Below are 16373 nucleotides of genomic sequence, written 5' to 3' on the forward strand. Positions count from 1 at the left end.
GTAGAGCCCGCTGACCAGGCAAAACGGGCACGTCACCGAACCGGAATCAAGATCGCTCCGCTACCGCTAATTTCCGTTCGGATACTCCAAGCGCCGCCAATTGCATCCGATGCGAACTCGCTACGGTTCGCGAATCGTCGTGGGCAATGGCGTCCACCAGCGTGCTGACCATGGAAGTTGCCCCGGTCTGCTGGTGGCGACGGTAGCGACAGAGTTGAGGGCGACGCCACCTGGTGTCACTCGTCCGGCTGACTGACCTGCGGTTTGCCCGTCGACTCGCATCAGATGCGGTTTTCTCGCATACGACGCGAGTGACGGAGGGTGGTGGACCGGTGGGGTTCAACGGGTCGATCCCAGGTGCGGCACGACTGCACCTGGTTGACGGAGTCGCGCTGCTGCGGCCTGAGGAACAGGTCTTCACCGCGATGCTGACCGGGTTCGCCAACCAGCAGCTCGCGCGGAATCTGGCCCGGACGACGGTGGAAGGCCGGGAGAACACGCTCAAGGCGTTCGCCGCGTACGTGAACACCTACCCGTGGCACTGGACGCCGGCGATGGTCGACGAGTGGCTCGGTGACCTGCGCTCGCTGCGGGATCTGAAGCGCTCTACGATCCGCTCGTACTCCGAGGCCGTGCGGGCTTTCTGCCACTTCGTCACCGATCCGCTCTACGAGTGGACGGCGACCTGCGAGGAGCGGTTCGGCACCCACCCGGTACAAGTAGTGCACGAGTGGAACACCGCGGTGCACGTCCAGGACAACGAGGCGGACGCGAAGAAGCGCGCGTTCACCAAGGCCGAGCTGCACGCCTTCTTCGCGCACTGTGACGACGAGGTCGCCCGCATCCGGGCCTTCGGTCGCAAGGGCTGGCTGCCCGCCTTCCGCGACGCGACGCTGTTCAAGACCGCGTACGCCTACGGGCTGCGGCGCAACGAGACGCGGATGCTCGATGCCGCCGACTTCGGCCGCAACCCGCATGGCGGCGAGTTCGGCGCGTACGGCCGGTGCCAGGTCCGGTTCGGCAAGGCCAAGAAGGGCTCGCCGCCCAAGCGCCGCGGAGTGCTGACCGTGTTCGACTGGACCCCGGACGTCCTGGACGAGTGGTTCACCGAGGTCCGCCCGCTGTTTGGCACCGACAACAACCCGGCGGCCTGGCCCTCGGAACGGGGGCTGCGGATCGGCTGCCAGCGGCTCAACTCCCGCTTCATCACCTACCGCAAGGCCCTCGGCCTGGACGACGGGCTCGACTTCCACTCCTTCCGCAGGTCCTACGTCACCCACCTGATCGAGGACGGCTGGGACCCGCGCTTCGTCCAGGAGCAGGTCGGCCACGAGCACGCCAGCACCACCTCGCTCTACACCTGCGTGTCCTCGGACTTCCGCACCCGCACCCTGCGGCGGCATCTGGACTCCACCATCGCCGCTGCCCTCCAGACCCAGACCGGGAGGCAAGCATGAAACGCAAGGTCGGCTACACCTGGCGGCTGCGCGAGGTCATGGCCCAGCATCGGGTCTTCACCGCCACCGAACTGGTGCCTCTGCTGCACGAACGCGGCATCGACCTGTCCGCTTCCCAGGTCCACCGCCTGGTCTCCGGCACACCGGAACGCCTGTCGTTGCAGGTCATGGCCGCGCTCTGCGACATCCTGTCCTGCACGCCGGCAGACCTGGTGACCACCACCGCCGAGAACGCCGGCGTCCGCAAGACCGCCACCGGCGACATGCCCACCCCGCCCGCGAACGTGGCGAAGCTGCGGCCCCGCGCCGCCCGGATCCTGCCCGACGCATGACCCGCCCCTACGCCACCGACGAGCAGTACGAACGCTGGTACATGGCGGAGTGCTGCCGGTGCGGCCTCCGCAGGCACAAGGCTGGCACCTGGCCGGATGGATACGTCTGCCGAACCTGTTCGGACCGCGCCGTCCGGACACGGGGCACCTGCCCGGGATGCGGCCAGGACCGTGCCCTCCCCGGACTCCGCCCCGGTGACCGAGCGCCGATCTGCACCACCTGCGCCGGCTTCTCGCAGACCTTCGACTGCTCGCGCTGCGGCTTCGAGGGCAAGCTCCTGGGCGGACGGCTGTGTGAACGCTGCACCCTCACCGACCGCCTCACCGCGCTCCTGGACGACGGAGACAGCCGCATCAGGCCCACGCTGGTCCCGCTGTTCGACCTGCTGGTGGCGATGGACAAGCCCAGAAGCGGCCTGGCCTGGCTGGAGATGCGCCGCGACCAGCCGGGCAGCGCATCGCAGCTACTGCGGCGGCTCGGTCTCGGCGATATCCCGCTGACCCACGACGCCTTCCACGAGCTCCAGCCCTGGCGGGCCGCCGCTCACCTGGAAGAACTTTTGATGACCTGCGGAGCCCTGCCCGCGGTCGACAAGTACCTCTGCTCCTTCCAACGCTGGCTTCCCGGCCACCTGACCGGCATCGCCGACCCCGAGCACGCCAAGACGATCCGGCTCTTCTCGACCTGGCACGTCCTCCCTCGGCTGCGGACCCGCGCCGAGAGGAGCCACATCACACCCAGCATCCGCCGATTCGCTGCCGAACAGGTCAAGTACGCGACCGCGTTCCTGCAATGGCTCGGCGAGCGGAACAGCACCCTCGCGTCATGCGGCCAGATCGACATCGACGCCTGGTTCGCCGAGAACACCGAACACGCCCGCACCTGCCTGAGAGCCTTCCTCAACTGGGCCATGCAGAGCCGACGCTGCCGACGCTCCCTGGCCATCCCCACGATGAAGGTCTCCCGCCGGGCCGCACTGAGCGAAGACGAGCGCCTCGATGCCCTTGGCCGGCTGCTGACCGATACCGAGATACCGATGCGCCTCCGTGTCGCCGGAGTCATCGTGCTCCTCTACGCCCAGCCCGTGAGCCGCATCGTCCGGCTCAGCATCGACGACGTCATCCGCGACGGCGAAACCGTGCTGCTGCGGCTCGGTGAGCCGGCCTCGCCCGTTCCTGATCCGGTCGCCGCCCTGCTGCTGGAGCACATCGCGAACTGCGACAACATGAACACTGCCACCAACTCCGCGTCCCACTGGCTCTTCCCGGGTCGCCGGGCGGGGCAGCCGGCCCGCCCCGACCACCTGTCCGCGCTCTTGAACGAAGTCGGGGTCCCGACTGCGGCCGCCCGCGGCGCCGCCATCCGGCAGCAACTCCTCGAACTTCCCGCACCCGTCGTCGCGGACGCTCTCGGCTACCACGACAAGACCACAAGCCGCCTCCGCAACGAGACCGGCGGGACATGGAGCCGATACGCCCCAGGAGATCACGCAAAGTCACCAACAGGCTGGGTTCCACAGGGAACCAGCGAAGTTGGGAGCCCTCCAGTTCCGAGAGCCTGAGAGCGCGTGAGTGCCCCACTTCGGGGCCCTGGGACGGCTACCCCTGGCGGAAGAATTCCTGCAGGTCGGCAGCGACAGCCGTCAGCTCTTCGCCGGCCTCAATCATGGTCGTCACAGTGCACTCCCAGCCGTTGGAGAAGACGTCGGCTCGCAGAGTCCAGCTCAGACACACGTGACCGCCTGAACCGAACGTCGCTGCCACGACCAGCTCGTTGTTGACCCAAGACCGCTCGCCCTCCCAACCGCGGAAGTCGCGCGCAAGACCGTCGAGAAACTCGGTCAGGTATCCCGCACCGTCCCAGGCAGACACCGTCACGGCCTCGACCCGTGCGCGCAGGCCGTCATCGACGGCCTCCACGGCGAATACGACCTCGAACTCATCGGTCCGCGACCAGTCGAACAACCGGATAGAGGGCGCTTGTGACCCCGCTCCCCGAACGACGAGCTCGACCTGCCCAGGAACCACCTCGATCAGACTCACCCACTGAGGATAAGGACGCCAACACGACGGCGTCATCGCGGTTACGACGCGGTGCTACTTCCCGTCAACGTTGAGGGCTCCACCCCCAGATCCCCGCCAGGATCATCACGGTCAGTAGTGACTCCGGAGCCAGATTGATCAACTGGCGACAGTTGAATACGCGAGCCCACCAGTACCGAGGGCCGGTCCTAGGGCCGCAGCACCGGCAGCGCCTTGATCCCGTTGATGAAGTTCGACACCAGCCGCCGGGGCGGCCCGGCGAGGGTCAGGGTCGGCAGGGCCCGGCCCACTTCCTCGTACAGCACCCGGAGCTGGAGCCGCGCGAAGTGCGCGCCGAGGCAGACGTGCGGGCCGTCGCCGAAGGAGACGTGCGGGTTGGGGGCGCGGGCCGGGTCCAGGCGGAAGGGGTCGGGGAAGACCCGCTCGTCGTGGTTGGCGGAGGCGTGCAGGACCACGACCTTGTCGCCGCGCCGGATGCGCGCTCCCGCGAGGGTCGTGGAGCGGGTGGCCGTGCGGCGGAACGTGAGGACGGGTGGGTGGCGGCGCAGCAGTTCGTCGGTCGCCGCCGTCAGGTCGAGCTGCCCCGACCGCAGTCGTGCATAGGCGGAGGGGCGCTCGGCGAGCAGGGCCAGGGCTCCCGGTGCCGCGCCGCGGACCGTGTCGTTGCCCGCGATCGTCAGCAGGAAGAAGAACATCTGCCGTTCGGGCGGGGTGAGTTCGGGGTCCGTCGCCAGCGTCGTCATCACGTCGTCGGCGGGGTGGGCGCGTTTGTGGGCCGCCAGTTCGTCCGCGTACGCGAACATGTCGGCCAGCGCGGACGGTGAGCGCGGGTTCAGCGGTCTGCCCGCCGCGTCGAGCAGCGGCGCGGGGGACTCGTCCGGGTCCTGGTAGCCGATGACCCGACGCGTCCAGTGCAGCAGCAGTGTGCGGTCGCACTCCGGGACGCCGAGGAGGTCGGCGAGGTTGAGCAGGGCGTAGTCGTCGGTGACGGCCGGCACCAGGTCGACCGGCTCCTCCTCCTTGGCCCCGTCCCGGTGTTCAAATGCCGTGCGGAGCAAGGACGTCGCGCGCTCGCGTGCCGCTCGCCCGAACGCCTCCACGCGGCGCGGGGTGAACGCCCGGCTCACCAGGCGGCGCAGCCTGCCGTGCGCCGGCGGGTCCTGGTTGAGCATCATGCCGCGGATGAAGGGCAGGTCCGCCGGGTCGGGGTCGCGGATCTGGGTGGCGCCCAGATGCGAGGAGTACGTCGAGGCGTCCTTCAGGACCCGTACGACGTCCGCGTGCCGGGCCACCGCCCAGAAACCGGGGCCCTCCGGCCAGCCGAGGACCGCCGGCTCCGCCTGCCAGGACACCGGATGCCCGTCGCGCAGCACCCGGTAGCGCTCGTGCGGGGGCCCGTGGGCGTACAGCCGCGGATCGAAGACGTCGGGAGCCGACCCCGTCACGCGCCGTCCGCCCGCAGGAAGTCCTCCACCACCCGGATCAGCGCGAGCGGCGCCTCGTCCATCGCGTAGTGGCCGCACACCGGCAGGTCGACCAGCTCGCCGCGGCTGAACCAGCGCAGCCACGTCGAGCGCATCAGCTCCGCGGGCAGCGCCGGGTCGAGCTGGCCCGTCACCGCGAGCGCCGGCGTCGGACAGCCCTCCAGGTCGCGGTGGAAGTCGTCGCCGGTCCACGAGTCGAGCCAGGCGCGGAACGCCTTCGCGTCGCTGCACGCCACCGACCGCGCCGTCATCCGGTCCAGCCAGGCCGCCGGCCGGACACCGCCCGTGGTGATGTCGAGGATGGTGCGGCGGTGCGCCGGTTCGATGTCCGCCGTCGAGAACAGCTCCCACCGCTGCGGCGGCAGCGCCAAGCCCGACGCCGGGACCGGCGAGACGCCCGCGACCCGGCGCACGCGCTGCCGGTCCGACGCCACGACGCGCTGCGCCACGGTGCCGCCCATCGAGTGTCCGACCAGGGAGAAACGCTCCCAGCCGAGCCGGTCCGCGAGCGCCAGCACATCGGCCGCGCCCTCGGCCGTCGTGTACGCGCCCGGGATGTCCTTCGCCTCTCCGTAGCCGCGCAGATCCACGAGCGCGTACTGGAAGGAGTCCCGGTCCAGGTCGGCGACGACCGGCGCGAACGCGGAGCGGTCGGCGAACCAGCCGTGCACCGCGATCACCTTGTGCGGACCGTCTCCGTGCAGTTCATGAGGCAGAAGGAAGGTGGAGGCCACGTCGACTCCCGGGGGCTGGGGCGGTGCGGGTCGCGTCCACGGTGGCGCGGCCCCGCGCGGGCCACAAGGGGGCATGCCCGGGCGATCGGCGACAATGGGGGTGTGACCTCCCCCGACGCCTCTCCCACCGTCCCCGACCGCCCGGATCTGCGCGCCGACTGCGGCAGCTGCTTCGGCCTGTGCTGTGCCGCGCTGCCGTTCGCCAGGTCCCAGGACTTCGCGCGGGACAAGAGCGCGGGCACGCCCTGCCACAACCTCCAGGACGACTTCGGCTGCGGCATCCACACGCGGCTGCGCGACGAGGGATACCGGGGATGCACCGTCTTCGACTGCTTCGGCGCGGGCCAGAAGATCTCGCAGGTCACCTTCGAGGGCGTCAGCTGGCGCGAGCGCCCCGAAAGCGCCCGCGCGATGTTCGACGTGTTCCCCGCGATGCGTCAACTGCACGAACTGCTCTGGTACTTGAACGAGGTGCTGGAGCTGCCCCGGGCCCGGCCCGTGCACCGTGACGCCCGGCGCGCCCTCGACGACATCGAGCGCCTCACGCGTGCGGACGCCGAGGAACTGCTCACCACCGACGTGCCCGCGATCCGCGGCGACGTGAACACGCTGCTGCTCAAGGCGAGCGACCTGGTGCGTGCCGAGGTGCCCGGGCGCAAGAAGAACCATCGCGGCGCGGACCTCGTCGGCGCCCGGCTGCGCGACGCGAACCTGCGCGGCGCCGCCCTGCGCGGCGCGCTCCTCATCGCCGCCGATCTGACCGGCGCCGACCTGCGCTTCGCCGACCTGATCGGAGCGGACCTGAGGGACGCGCGGCTCGACGGCGCCGACCTCACGGGCAGCATCTTCCTCACGCAGGCCCAGCTGAACGCGGCCCGCGGCGACCACGCCACCAAGCTGCCCCCGGGCCTGACGCGGCCCGCGCACTGGGCCGCGTAGAACCTGCGCGGAGCCGCGCAGTGCGCAGGCCTCAGGCCGCGCAGACCGACGGCAGTGCCCGGGCCAGGCCCCTGAGGTGAAGCGTGTCGAAGTGGTGGGCGTGGGCGTCGCGCAGTGCCACCGCCGTGAGGAGCGGCGCGCATGCCGGGGTGGCGCGAGTCGGCGGCAACTCCCGTAGCGCGTCCAGGAGTTCGGTGGTGATGCGATCGAGAGCGGGCCGCACTACGGTCGCCAGGTCGGGGCGGTCGGCCGGGCGCTGCTCGGGATGGGCGTCCCAGCGGGCGTACAGGCCGCGCTGCACCACTTTGTTGGCCTCGATCTGGTCGCGGAAGACGGCCTGGGCGAGCGCCGGGTCGAGACCGAGCGCCGCTGAACGCGCCGCGACGTCATCCAGGATCTGCCGCTCGCGCGCCGGGTCGTCGATCGGCGCCGGTGTGCCGTACTTCGCGGCGGCGACCTTGTCCGCGAGGGCGATCCGGCGCGCCGCGAGCGAGGCGACGGCGGAGAGCGCGCGCGGGTCCGCGTGCGCGACGGCGGCTGAGGGGGCGGTGGGGGCGGCCGAGGCGGGGAGCGCCGCGCCGCCGAGAGTGAGCGCGGCGGTGGCACCGAGGGTGAGCAGGCGGCGAGCGGCGGTGCGGAGGCCTCGAACGGGCAGAGTCGCGGGGATCATCGGGGCCTCCTGGTAGGTCATCGCCTCAAGGTGTGGAACTCGCACAAGTCCGGGTCGTCGGTATAGGTGTACAGGGTGGGGTGGGCGCGGGTGCCGCTCACGTCGTAGGGGGCGAGATACCGGCCGCGGCCGGGGTCGGCGGACGTGGCGGGGAAGGACAGGCCGAGGTTCCCGCCCAGGCCGTCGGGGTCGCCGAGCTCCCAGGTGCCGGTCGTGACGGCGCGGCGTTCTTCCTGGGGGAGCCCGTCGAAAGGAGCGGCGTCGGGCCAGTCGCGGGTCGCGGTGAAGGAGCCGTCGGCGCGCAGGGTGAGGTCGCCCGCGGGGTCGCCCCGCCAGTCGCCGAGGAGGTCGGAGGCGGTCAGCCCGGCCGGGGTCTCGCCCTCCGGGCCGCAGGACACGTAGCGGCCCATGCAGCCGGTGGTGGTCGCCGCGGCGAGAACGGTCAGTGCGCAGGTCACGACAAGGGTGCGGAACAAGGCCCCTCCAAGGTGAAGAACGCGCACCTCGGGGAAGAACGCGTGCCCCGATGGTTTTGAACACGTTCAAGTGTGGGGCAGCGTACCGCGCCGGGACGTCCGCGTCCCCAGAAGGGTCCTGGTCGCTCATCGCTCACACATTCGTCGTTCACGCGATAGGGCGATCATGTGTCGTGCCACGGATGGCAGTTGGAAACCCTGGGTAGGGCCGCGTCCATGACACAGCAGTCCACGCAGCCGTTCCATCTGCCGCGCTTTTACATGCCGTACCAGGCGCGGCTCAATCCCCACCTGGACGAAGCGCGGGCCCACTCGGCCGAGTGGGCCCGCGGGATGGGCATGCTGGAGGGGAGCGGCGTCTGGGAGCGGAGCGACCTCGACGCGCACGACTACGGCCTGCTGTGCGCGTACACGCACCCCGACTGCGACGGCCCGGCCCTCTCCCTCATCACCGACTGGTACGTGTGGGTCTTCTTCTTCGACGACCACTTCCTGGACATGTACAAGCGCACGAACGACCGGGAGGGCGGCAAGGCCCACCTCGACCGGCTGCCGCTCTTCATGCCCATGGACCTCGACACCCCGATGCCGGTGCCGGCGAACCCCGTCGAGGCGGGCCTCGCCGACCTGTGGCGGCGTACCGTGCCCGCGATGTCCTTCGAGTGGCGCCGGCGGTTCGCCGAATCGACCGAGCACCTGCTCAACGAGTCGATGTGGGAGCTCTCCAACATCAACGAGGGCCGCGTCTCCAACCCCGTCGAGTACATCGAGATGCGCAGGAAGGTCGGCGGCGCGCCCTGGTCCGCGGGGCTCGTGGAGTACGCGACCGCCGAAGTCCCCGCGTCCGTCGCCCGGTCGAGGCCGTTGCGCGTCCTGATGGAGACGTTCTCCGACGCCGTCCACCTGCGCAACGACCTCTTCTCGTACGAGCGCGAAGTCCGCGACGAGGGTGAACTCTCCAACGGAGTCCTGGTGTTGGAGACCTTCTTCGGCTGTACGACGCAGGAGGCGGCGGAAGCCGTCAACGACGTGCTCACCTCACGCCTGCACCAGTTCGAGCACACCGCGCTCACCGAAGTACCCGCGCTCGCCCTGGAGAAGGGACTCGCACCCGACGAGGTCGGGGCCGTCGCCGCGTACGCGCGGGGGCTGCAGGACTGGCAGTCCGGCGGCCACGAGTGGCACCGGCGGTCGAGCCGGTACATGAACGAGGGCGCCGTGGAGGAGCCCTCGCCGCTGCGCGGGCCGACCGGGCTCGGCACCGCATCCGCCGACGTGGGCGCGCTGCTCGCCTCCGCGGGGGTCGAGCGGCTACGGGCGTACACCCACGTGCCGTACCAGAAGGTGGGCCCCTCCCGACTGCCCGACTTCTACATGCCGTTCGAGCTGCGGCTGAACCCGGCGCTCGACGGCGCCCGCGCACGCCTCGTCCCGTGGGCGCACCGCATGGGCATCCTCGGCGAAGGCGTCTGGGACGAGGACAAGCTCGCCGCGGCCGACCTGGCACTGTGCTCCGCGGGGCTCGACCCGGACGGCTCGCCCGAAGCCCTCGACCTCAGCGCGCAGTGGCTCGCCTGGGGCACCTACGGGGACGACTACTACCCCCTGGTCTTCGGGCACCGGCGCGATCTCGCGGCCGCCAAGCTGTGCACCGAGCGCCTGTCGGCCTGCATGCCCCTGGCGGACGAGGCCGTCCCGGCGCCGGCCAACGCCATGGAGCGCGGCCTCGCCGACCTGTGGCCGCGCACGACGGCGCGGATGACGCCGGAACAGCGGGCCGGTTTCAAGGCCGCCGTCGACGTCATGACGGAGAGCTGGGTGTGGGAGCTGTCCAACCAGATCCAGAACCGGGTCCCCGACCCCGTCGACTACCTGGAGATGCGCCGCGCCACCTTCGGCGCCGACCTCACCATGAGCCTGTGCCGCATGGGCCACGGCCCCGCCGTGCCGCCCGAGGTGTACCGGACGGGCCCGGTCCGGGCCCTGGAGAACTCGGCCGTCGACTACGCGATGCTGGTCAACGACGTGTTCTCGTACCAGAAGGAGATCGAGTACGAGGGCGAGATCCACAACGGGATCCTCGTCGTGCAGAACTTCTTCGGTATCGACTACCCGACGGCGCTCGGCATCGTGCACGACCTCATGACCCAGCGCATGCAGCAGTTCGAGCACATCGTCGCGCACGAACTCCCCGTCCTCTACAAGGACTTCAAGCTCTCCGGAACGGCCCGGACCATCCTGGACGGCTATGTCGAGGAGCTGCGGAACTGGATGGCGGGCATCCTCAACTGGCACCGCAGCGTGGACCGTTACCGCGCCGATCATCTGGCGAGCCGCACCCACGGCTTCGTACCGGACCGGATCCCGGCCACGCCCGGTTTCGCAACCTTCGCGTCCGGAATGCGGCCTTCATGGAACCTGGCCGGTGCGTCGGCGGTCTCTTGAGGTGAGCGGCCACTGACCGGCCGTCCGACGGGGGACACGTCGGGAACGACGAGAACACACGGGGGTGTTCTTACCTTGACCGAGATCATCGAACGCGCCACAGGCGCGCCGACCGGAACGGATGCGACGACCGGGAAGGACCTGTCGACCGGACAGGACCGTGCCGCCGCAGCGGGGGAACTGACGCCGTACATAGCGCCGTTGACGGTCCCACCGGTGCTGCGGCCCGGCACCGGCGACATCCGCGAGGAGACCGAGATCGCGCTGCGGCCCACCTGGCAGCGGCTGCACCCACAGCTCCCGCCCACCCTCATGTGGGGTTACGAGGGCTCCGTGCCGGGCCCCACCATCGAGGTGCGGCGCGGACAGCGGGTCCGGATCGCCTGGACGAACCGCATCCCGAAGGGCGGCGAGTACCCGGTGACGGCGGTGGAGGTGCCGATCGCGACACCGAACCCGAGCACCCGGCCAGGCCGCGACGGCGTACCGCCCAGCGCGGACGTCGCCGCGCTGCCCGCCTGGTCCGTGACCCATCTGCACGGGGCACAGACCGGCGGCGGCAACGACGGCTGGGCGGACAACGCCGTCGGATTCGGCGACGCCCAGCTCGCCGAGTACCCGAACGACCATCAGGCCGTGCAGTGGTGGTACCACGACCACGCGTGACTGAAGGGAACAACAGGTTACCGCGCATGTCTGACCAGGGGCTATGCCCTACCCACGCGTGACGGGGGATTGGACGCCCGGGTGGGGCCAAACTCGCTATCTAGTGCTGTGACCGGAAATGATCACCGGGGTGGGCGGTCAGCGGGGCAGGGGGATGATGTGGGGATGACCACCAGCTCACGCGCCCATTCATTCAACGCGGCGGCTGACCAGTACGCGGCCAGCCGGCCTTCGTATCCTCCCGCGCTCTTCGACTGCATCGAACAGCTCACGAGCCGTTCCCTGGCCGGTGCCCGCGTCGCCGATATCGGCGCGGGCACCGGAATCGCCACCGCTCTGCTGCGTGAGCGCGGGGCTGACGTGATCGCCGTTGAGCCCGGCGACGCCATGGCCGCCAAGTTCCACACCGTGGTCCCGGATGTGCCGATCATCAGAGGTGACGGCAACGCCCTCCCCCTCGCGGACACCTCCCAGGACCTCCTCACCTACGCACAGTCCTGGCAGTGGACCGACACCACCCGCTCGGTCCCGGAGGCACTGCGGGTCCTGCTGCCGGGCGGTGCGCTCGCGATCTGGTGGAACACCACCGCCTTCGACGTGCCCTGGATCCGGGAGCAGCACCAGCGGATCGCGCACCACTGCGGAGTGAAGCCGACTTCTCGGGTGCGTCCCGACGACAGTGACGCCATCCGGCTCGCGGGCCTGTCGGGGCTCCGGGTCGCGCGCCGTCAGGTGCGGTGGAGCCGTGTGGTCTCCCTCGACACGCACCTTGCCAACATCAGCAGCCGCTCGGCGTTCCTTGTACTTGCCGAGGACGACAAGCGTGCCTTTCTCTCCGGGGAGCGCAGGCGACTGCGCGAGTTCTTCCCCGACGAGGTGGTGGAAGAGACCTACGTGGTTGACCTGCTGGTGGCTACGCGTCCGTGACCCGGATGGATGTCCTGGGATCCGGAAGGGCAGTCAGGCAGCTGCGGCGATGGGGCGGCCGCCGAACCGTATGCCTTTCTCGCTGCGGACACGGGCGCGTTCACGCCGTTGGGCGGCCAGGACGTCGGGGTGCCGGGCGTTCTGGTTGCGCCAGCGCAGATAGCGGTGCAACTCGCGTGTCTGGACCGGGTGGTTGGGGTGGTGGGAGTTGGCGAGGGTGAACTGCCGCAGCGGCCCGAAGTGCGCCTCGATCGGGTTCGCCCACGACGCGTTCGTCGGCGTGAAGCACAGCTCGACCTTGTTCTTCGCCGCCCAGCGGCGGATCCGCCAGTTCTTGTGCGCGGACAGGTTGTCCAGGATGACGTAGATCGGGGCGCCGTCCGGACGGGCCGCGCGGATCGACTTCAGCGCGGCCCAGGTCGGGCCGATGCCCTTGCGGCGCCGGTTGACGCCCCACAGGGTGTCGTCGCCGACCGAGTAGCAGCCGTGGAAGTAGGTGGTGCCATGGGTGCGGTGATAGGTAGCCGGCAGCCGGTCCGGCCTGCCCTGCTTCGCCCAGCAGGACCCGGCGGTCGGGCGGATGCCCAGGGGGCCGAACTCGTCGAAGGCGAAGGTCCGCTCGGGCCGCTGGGTGAGCGCGTACTCGATCCGGTCCAGCTTGGTGTCGAAGTCCGGGTCGCTCGATTCCTTCCACGTCTTGGTGCGCTGGAAGGTGATCCCGCGGCGGGACAGCAGGCAGCGCAGGGCTTCGCGTCCGATCCGTATGGGGCGGCTGACGTTGCGCCGCAGGTGGTCGGCGAGCTTGCGGATCGACCATCGGGTGAAAGGCTTGCCGAGCTTGGTGGGGCGGGTGGTGGCCGTCTGGATGACGAAGTCTTCGTCGTCATCGCGGAGCAGGCGGGGACGGCCTCCCGCCCATCGAGGGTCCAGGCAGGCCAGCCCGATCTCGTTGAACTTGTGGATCACGTCGCGGACGGTGTCCTCGTCGGCCTGGACGAGCCGGGCGATGACCGGGACGCTATTCCCGCTCGCCGAGGCCAGCACCATCATCGCCCTGCGAAACCGCACCGTGCTGGTGCTGCCCCGCCGCACGATCCGCTGCAGCTGCTGCCCCTCCTGCTCGGTCAGCCTGCGAACCCTGACCGGCTCCGCCATCCCGCCTCCCCGCGCTGATCGGACGTGTCGTCACATCCAACCGGCGCGAAACCAGTCAGCGCCAACCCGGTGATCGTTTCCGGTCACAGCACTAGCGGACCAGTTACCGACAGCAAGAGCCCTGTCAGCCAGGCAGCGCGAGACAAGCAGGACACGTCACATGCCGGTGCGGCCACTCAGTCACAGAGTGCTGCTCCTTCGTGCTGTAGGGCGGCACCTCAACGTCACACAGCGGCTTGGCATTCCGGCCCTTGTGCAGGTTCATCACGTTGTCTCCGATCGTGACCGGCACATAGCCCGGCTCATCTTCGGCGAACGTGGTGAAACCGTGCGGGTGACTCACGATCTCCCGGTTGGCCACTTTCACGCCGATCGAGTCGCCAGCAACAGACGCAAGCCTGCGTTGCTCAACCAGCGCTGCACACACGTCGCATCCGTCTGTCGGTACCGGGTAGACGTCCCGCTGACCAGCCATATCGCGTCCCTCGATAAGCTCATTCACGTTGGCGCTCCAATCCAGTGCCAGCCAGCCCCGGGACGTTCGCGCGTCGCCGGGGCACCCTGTTTCGAGGTACTGAAGAGATTTTCGCGGGAACGCGTTCGTGCCTAGCGGCCCCTTGTAGGCCAGGTGTCGGCCAGAATTGACGGCATGGGGAGCACTGGGGCCAACATCCGGCGGGAGCGCGAGCAGCGCGGATGGAGCCAGGCACGACTTGCGCGAGAAATCTGCCGGACGGCATGCGTAACAGGGGAGCCAGTCGGGCGCCAGGAGGTCAGCCGATGGGAAACAGGCAAGCGCACGCCGCGCGAATGGCTGCCGTTCATCGCTGCCGCGTTGGGTGTGACCCTGGATGTACTCAGAGCCCCACAGAATCCCGCTGAGCCCCCATTGCCAACACTGGCCGACTTCCTGCCTGCCGAAGACGTTCTAGAGCCCCTGAGCGGCCGTGCAGGGCGGCGTATCGGCATAGGGGAAGTGGTCGACCTACAGCAGCGGGTCCACTCCCTCAGGCTGGCCGATGATGTGCTGGCTGGTGGTGATCTGATTCGCCCAGCTCTTCGAGACCTTCGGCGCGCGGTCAAGGTCTATCGAGAGAGCACCTACACCAGCGAAGTAGGTAGACAACTCCTGATTCAAATTGGGGAGTTGGCACAGATCGCGGGATGGATTGCAAGCGACGCCGGACAGCACGAAGAGGCTGAGCGCATCTACCGGCTAGGCATCAGCGCCGCCCGGCAAGCAGAGGACCACACACTTGCCGGGAACCTTGCCGGATCACTTGCCTATCAGATGAGCAATACCAACCGGGAAGGCGAAGGTGTGACGCTGGCGCAGGCGGCCTTGAATGACGCCGGTCTGGACGCTCCCCCGAAAGCCCGCGCGCTCTACCTGGACCGGGTGGCATGGGCCCATACGAAAGCCGGGGGCGTAGCCAATGGGCAGGCGGCCATGCGGGCACTTGGGGAAGCCGGGGAGGCGCTCAGCGCCGACAGTGAAGGCACGGAGTCGCCGCCCTACCTGTATTGGGTCGACGCTGGCGAACTCAAGGTCATGGAATCGCGCGTTTACACGGAGTTGCACCGCCCCTTGCGCGCCGTCCCGTTACTGCGGGGTGTCCTCAGTGGGTATGACGCCACACACACGAGGGAAATGGCCCTGTACCTATCCTGGTTGGCCGTCGCGCTGGCTGACGCCAATGAGCCGGAAGAGGCAGCAGCTGTAGCCGATCGCGTCATCACGCTAGGAACTGATACACCGTCAGAAAGAGTTGCGGAGCGCATCCGGGTGATCCTCGAACGGTTGCAGGAGTTCGCGGGCGTGCCCGACGTCGCCTCCTTACTCGCTGACCATCCGGCAGCATAACGACCATCTTGGAGCGCGCCCATGAGCGAAACCACTCTTGCACTGATTGCCATCGTCATTTCTGTCCTCACTGCGTTGGGGACCTTCATTTACACCCACCAGCAAATGAAGGCAGCTAGGACGGCTAACCAGCTAACAGAGCAAGCGCAGCGTGAGCAAGCCCAGCCGTATGTGATTGCGGACATCAGAGAGCGGGCGCCTGGGTCGCAGTTGTTGTGCTTCTTCATTGAAAACAGCGGCCCAACTATGGCGCGTGATGTGAAGCTAACGACCGAACCGCGCTTGCAGTCATCTCTCGGAGATGAGACAGCGGTCAAACTCAATACAGCGGTAACCCGAAATATTCCCGTGCTCCCGCCCAAGCGACAATTGATGTTCCTCATGGATGTCGGCCACAAGCTGTTCGCCTCAACCCTCCCGCGCGTCTATACGGTAACGGTCAATTGTTCCGGTCCGTTCGGACCGGTGGAGACCTTGACATACACCATCGACCTGGATGTCTTGAAGCACTCCCTGTTGAATCGCGAATCTCTGGAGTGGAGTACACACGTACTCGCCGAAGAATCGAAGAAGGCGAGAAAAGCACAGGAGAAGCAAGCTGACGCTATGGGGCGTCTTTTCCGTTCGGTTTCCGAAGAGATTGAGGCTAGGCGAACTGGCGACGATGGGACACCGCAGCTTGAGCCGCCCACGCCCTGACTATCAGGCGGCCAAGAACGTGCAACGCTCCGTGCCAACCACCAAAAAGACAGCCGTGCGGGCATGCTTGAATCCGCTACTTGGGAGGTTCCAGATGGGCGTTTCCGAGAAGTCCAGAAAGATTCTGTGGGTGCAGGCGGGCGGCCTATGCGCCATCTGTAAGGAACAGGTAATCACGCCTGGGACCGCATCCGATGACCCGTCTGTATTCGGAGAAGAAGCGCACATCGTCGCCCGATCAGGGGGTGGCCCTCGGGCGGGTGGGACAGCGGAAGACTTGATTAATCATCACGCCAACCTGATTCTCTTGTGCAGCAAGGATCACAAACGGGTAGATGATCAGCCAAACCACTTTAATGTGGATCGTCTCCGACAGATAAAAGCGGATCATGAGCTATGGGTTCGATCTCTGCTGGACGCCGACAAGGAGCCCTTTCCAACCTAACGGCGATGACCGTGAGTTGGACGGCTCTGCACAACGA

At 68.5% G+C, this 16373-nt stretch carries 16 protein-coding genes and 1 pseudogene; 10 read left to right on the forward strand and 7 right to left on the reverse strand.

Annotation, left to right across the window (positions count from 1 at the left end):
- The first annotated feature begins 332 nt into the window (after nt 1-332).
- From AB0J02_RS26255 to AB0J02_RS26265, 3 genes are read left to right on the forward strand one after another with little or no spacing between them, the layout of a single operon-like run.
- On the forward strand, nt 333-1457 hold the full coding sequence (locus AB0J02_RS26255; protein WP_363196213.1) for a site-specific integrase: 1125 nt from the start codon (nt 333-335) through the stop codon (nt 1455-1457).
- Nucleotides 1454-1789 carry a helix-turn-helix transcriptional regulator gene (locus AB0J02_RS26260; RefSeq protein WP_363196214.1) on the forward strand — a complete coding sequence of 112 codons (336 nt, stop codon included), beginning with the start codon at nt 1454-1456 and terminating at the stop codon, nt 1787-1789. Before AB0J02_RS26255 ends, AB0J02_RS26260 begins: the two co-directional genes overlap by 4 nt.
- Nucleotides 1786-3351 (forward strand): hypothetical protein, encoded by a 1566-nt coding sequence (locus AB0J02_RS26265; protein ID WP_363196215.1) that lies wholly within the window; start codon nt 1786-1788, stop codon nt 3349-3351. Before AB0J02_RS26260 ends, AB0J02_RS26265 begins: the two co-directional genes overlap by 4 nt.
- Nucleotides 3352-3388: 37 nt before the next feature.
- Here AB0J02_RS26265 and AB0J02_RS26270 read toward each other — a convergent pair whose 3' ends face one another.
- The 3 genes from AB0J02_RS26270 to AB0J02_RS26280 form a co-directional block, all read right to left on the reverse strand.
- On the reverse strand, nt 3389-3832 hold the full coding sequence (locus AB0J02_RS26270) for a DUF6228 family protein (protein WP_363196216.1): 444 nt from the start codon (nt 3830-3832) through the stop codon (nt 3389-3391).
- 188 nt (nt 3833-4020) lie between these two features.
- The gene (locus tag AB0J02_RS26275) at nt 4021-5277 is read right to left on the reverse strand and encodes a cytochrome P450 (RefSeq protein ID WP_363196217.1); all 1257 of its coding nucleotides are present in this window, start codon (nt 5275-5277) and stop codon (nt 4021-4023) included.
- The gene (locus AB0J02_RS26280; RefSeq protein WP_363196218.1) at nt 5274-6050 is read right to left on the reverse strand and encodes an alpha/beta hydrolase; all 777 of its coding nucleotides are present in this window, start codon (nt 6048-6050) and stop codon (nt 5274-5276) included. The genes AB0J02_RS26275 and AB0J02_RS26280 overlap by 4 nt, the downstream gene beginning before the upstream one ends.
- Nucleotides 6051-6152: 102 nt before the next feature.
- On the opposite strand from AB0J02_RS26280, the gene AB0J02_RS26285 reads away from it, so the two are divergent.
- On the forward strand, nt 6153-6989 hold the full coding sequence (locus AB0J02_RS26285) for a pentapeptide repeat-containing protein (protein ID WP_363196219.1): 837 nt from the start codon (nt 6153-6155) through the stop codon (nt 6987-6989).
- A gap of 31 nt (nt 6990-7020) precedes the next feature.
- Here the strand turns inward: AB0J02_RS26285 and aroQ are convergent, their stop codons facing one another.
- Nucleotides 7021-7680 (reverse strand): gamma subclass chorismate mutase AroQ, encoded by a 660-nt coding sequence (gene aroQ / locus AB0J02_RS26290; RefSeq protein ID WP_363196220.1) that lies wholly within the window; start codon nt 7678-7680, stop codon nt 7021-7023.
- The gene (locus AB0J02_RS26295) at nt 7677-8135 is read right to left on the reverse strand and encodes a hypothetical protein (RefSeq protein WP_363196221.1); all 459 of its coding nucleotides are present in this window, start codon (nt 8133-8135) and stop codon (nt 7677-7679) included. Before AB0J02_RS26295 ends, aroQ begins: the two co-directional genes overlap by 4 nt.
- A 216-nt stretch (nt 8136-8351) precedes the next feature.
- Between AB0J02_RS26295 and cyc2 the strand changes: the two genes are divergently transcribed.
- The 3 genes and pseudogenes from cyc2 to AB0J02_RS26310 all read left to right on the forward strand — a co-directional run bounded on the left by cyc2 (nt 8352) and on the right by AB0J02_RS26310 (nt 12173).
- Nucleotides 8352-10580 (forward strand): germacradienol/geosmin synthase Cyc2, encoded by a 2229-nt coding sequence (gene cyc2 / locus AB0J02_RS26300; protein ID WP_363196222.1) that lies wholly within the window; start codon nt 8352-8354, stop codon nt 10578-10580.
- A gap of 141 nt (nt 10581-10721) precedes the next feature.
- Nucleotides 10722-11243, forward strand: a pseudogene (locus tag AB0J02_RS26305) (multicopper oxidase domain-containing protein); the annotation flags it as partial.
- A 168-nt stretch (nt 11244-11411) separates the two neighbouring features.
- On the forward strand, nt 11412-12173 hold the full coding sequence (locus AB0J02_RS26310; RefSeq protein WP_363196223.1) for a class I SAM-dependent methyltransferase: 762 nt from the start codon (nt 11412-11414) through the stop codon (nt 12171-12173).
- A 33-nt stretch (nt 12174-12206) separates the two neighbouring features.
- Here AB0J02_RS26310 and AB0J02_RS26315 read toward each other — a convergent pair whose 3' ends face one another.
- Together AB0J02_RS26315 and AB0J02_RS26320 are read right to left on the reverse strand one after the other, a co-directional pair.
- A complete protein-coding gene (locus tag AB0J02_RS26315) occupies nt 12207-13328 on the reverse strand; it encodes an IS630 family transposase (RefSeq protein ID WP_363196224.1) in 1122 nt (373 codons plus the stop codon).
- Nucleotides 13329-13452: 124 nt separating this feature from the next.
- Nucleotides 13453-13830, reverse strand: coding sequence for a hypothetical protein (locus AB0J02_RS26320; RefSeq protein WP_363196225.1), 378 nt, complete (start codon nt 13828-13830; stop codon nt 13453-13455).
- A gap of 147 nt (nt 13831-13977) precedes the next feature.
- Between AB0J02_RS26320 and AB0J02_RS26325 the strand changes: the two genes are divergently transcribed.
- The 3 genes from AB0J02_RS26325 to AB0J02_RS26335 all read left to right on the forward strand — a co-directional run bounded on the left by AB0J02_RS26325 (nt 13978) and on the right by AB0J02_RS26335 (nt 16336).
- Nucleotides 13978-15192 (forward strand): helix-turn-helix transcriptional regulator, encoded by a 1215-nt coding sequence (locus AB0J02_RS26325; protein ID WP_363196226.1) that lies wholly within the window; start codon nt 13978-13980, stop codon nt 15190-15192.
- A gap of 21 nt (nt 15193-15213) precedes the next feature.
- Entirely contained in the window at nt 15214-15891 is a 678-nt protein-coding gene (locus AB0J02_RS26330) for a hypothetical protein (protein ID WP_363196227.1), read from the forward strand.
- 94 nt (nt 15892-15985) lie between these two features.
- Nucleotides 15986-16336, forward strand: coding sequence for an HNH endonuclease signature motif containing protein (locus tag AB0J02_RS26335; RefSeq protein WP_363196228.1), 351 nt, complete (start codon nt 15986-15988; stop codon nt 16334-16336).
- Nucleotides 16337-16373 lie beyond the last annotated feature (37 nt).

Source organism: Streptomyces sp. NPDC050264 (genome assembly GCF_040655895.1).
GTDB lineage: Bacteria > Actinomycetota > Actinomycetes > Streptomycetales > Streptomycetaceae > Streptomyces.

Bases quoted from the DNA above. Each gene is read 5' to 3' on its own strand.
- AB0J02_RS26260 (WP_363196214.1), top strand. From the start codon at position 1,454: ATGAAACGCAAGGTCGGCTACACCTGGCGGCTGCGCGAGGTCATGGCC.
- AB0J02_RS26265 (WP_363196215.1), top strand. From the start codon at position 1,786: ATGACCCGCCCCTACGCCACCGACGAGCAGTACGAACGCTGGTACATG.
- aroQ (WP_363196220.1), bottom strand. From the start codon at position 7,680: ATGACCTACCAGGAGGCCCCGATGATCCCCGCGACTCTGCCCGTTCGA.
- cyc2 (WP_363196222.1), top strand. From the start codon at position 8,352: ATGACACAGCAGTCCACGCAGCCGTTCCATCTGCCGCGCTTTTACATG.
- AB0J02_RS26310 (WP_363196223.1), top strand. From the start codon at position 11,412: ATGACCACCAGCTCACGCGCCCATTCATTCAACGCGGCGGCTGACCAG.
- AB0J02_RS26315 (WP_363196224.1), bottom strand. From the start codon at position 13,328: ATGGCGGAGCCGGTCAGGGTTCGCAGGCTGACCGAGCAGGAGGGGCAG.
- AB0J02_RS26325 (WP_363196226.1), top strand. From the start codon at position 13,978: ATGGGGAGCACTGGGGCCAACATCCGGCGGGAGCGCGAGCAGCGCGGA.
- AB0J02_RS26330 (WP_363196227.1), top strand. From the start codon at position 15,214: ATGAGCGAAACCACTCTTGCACTGATTGCCATCGTCATTTCTGTCCTC.
- AB0J02_RS26335 (WP_363196228.1), top strand. From the start codon at position 15,986: ATGGGCGTTTCCGAGAAGTCCAGAAAGATTCTGTGGGTGCAGGCGGGC.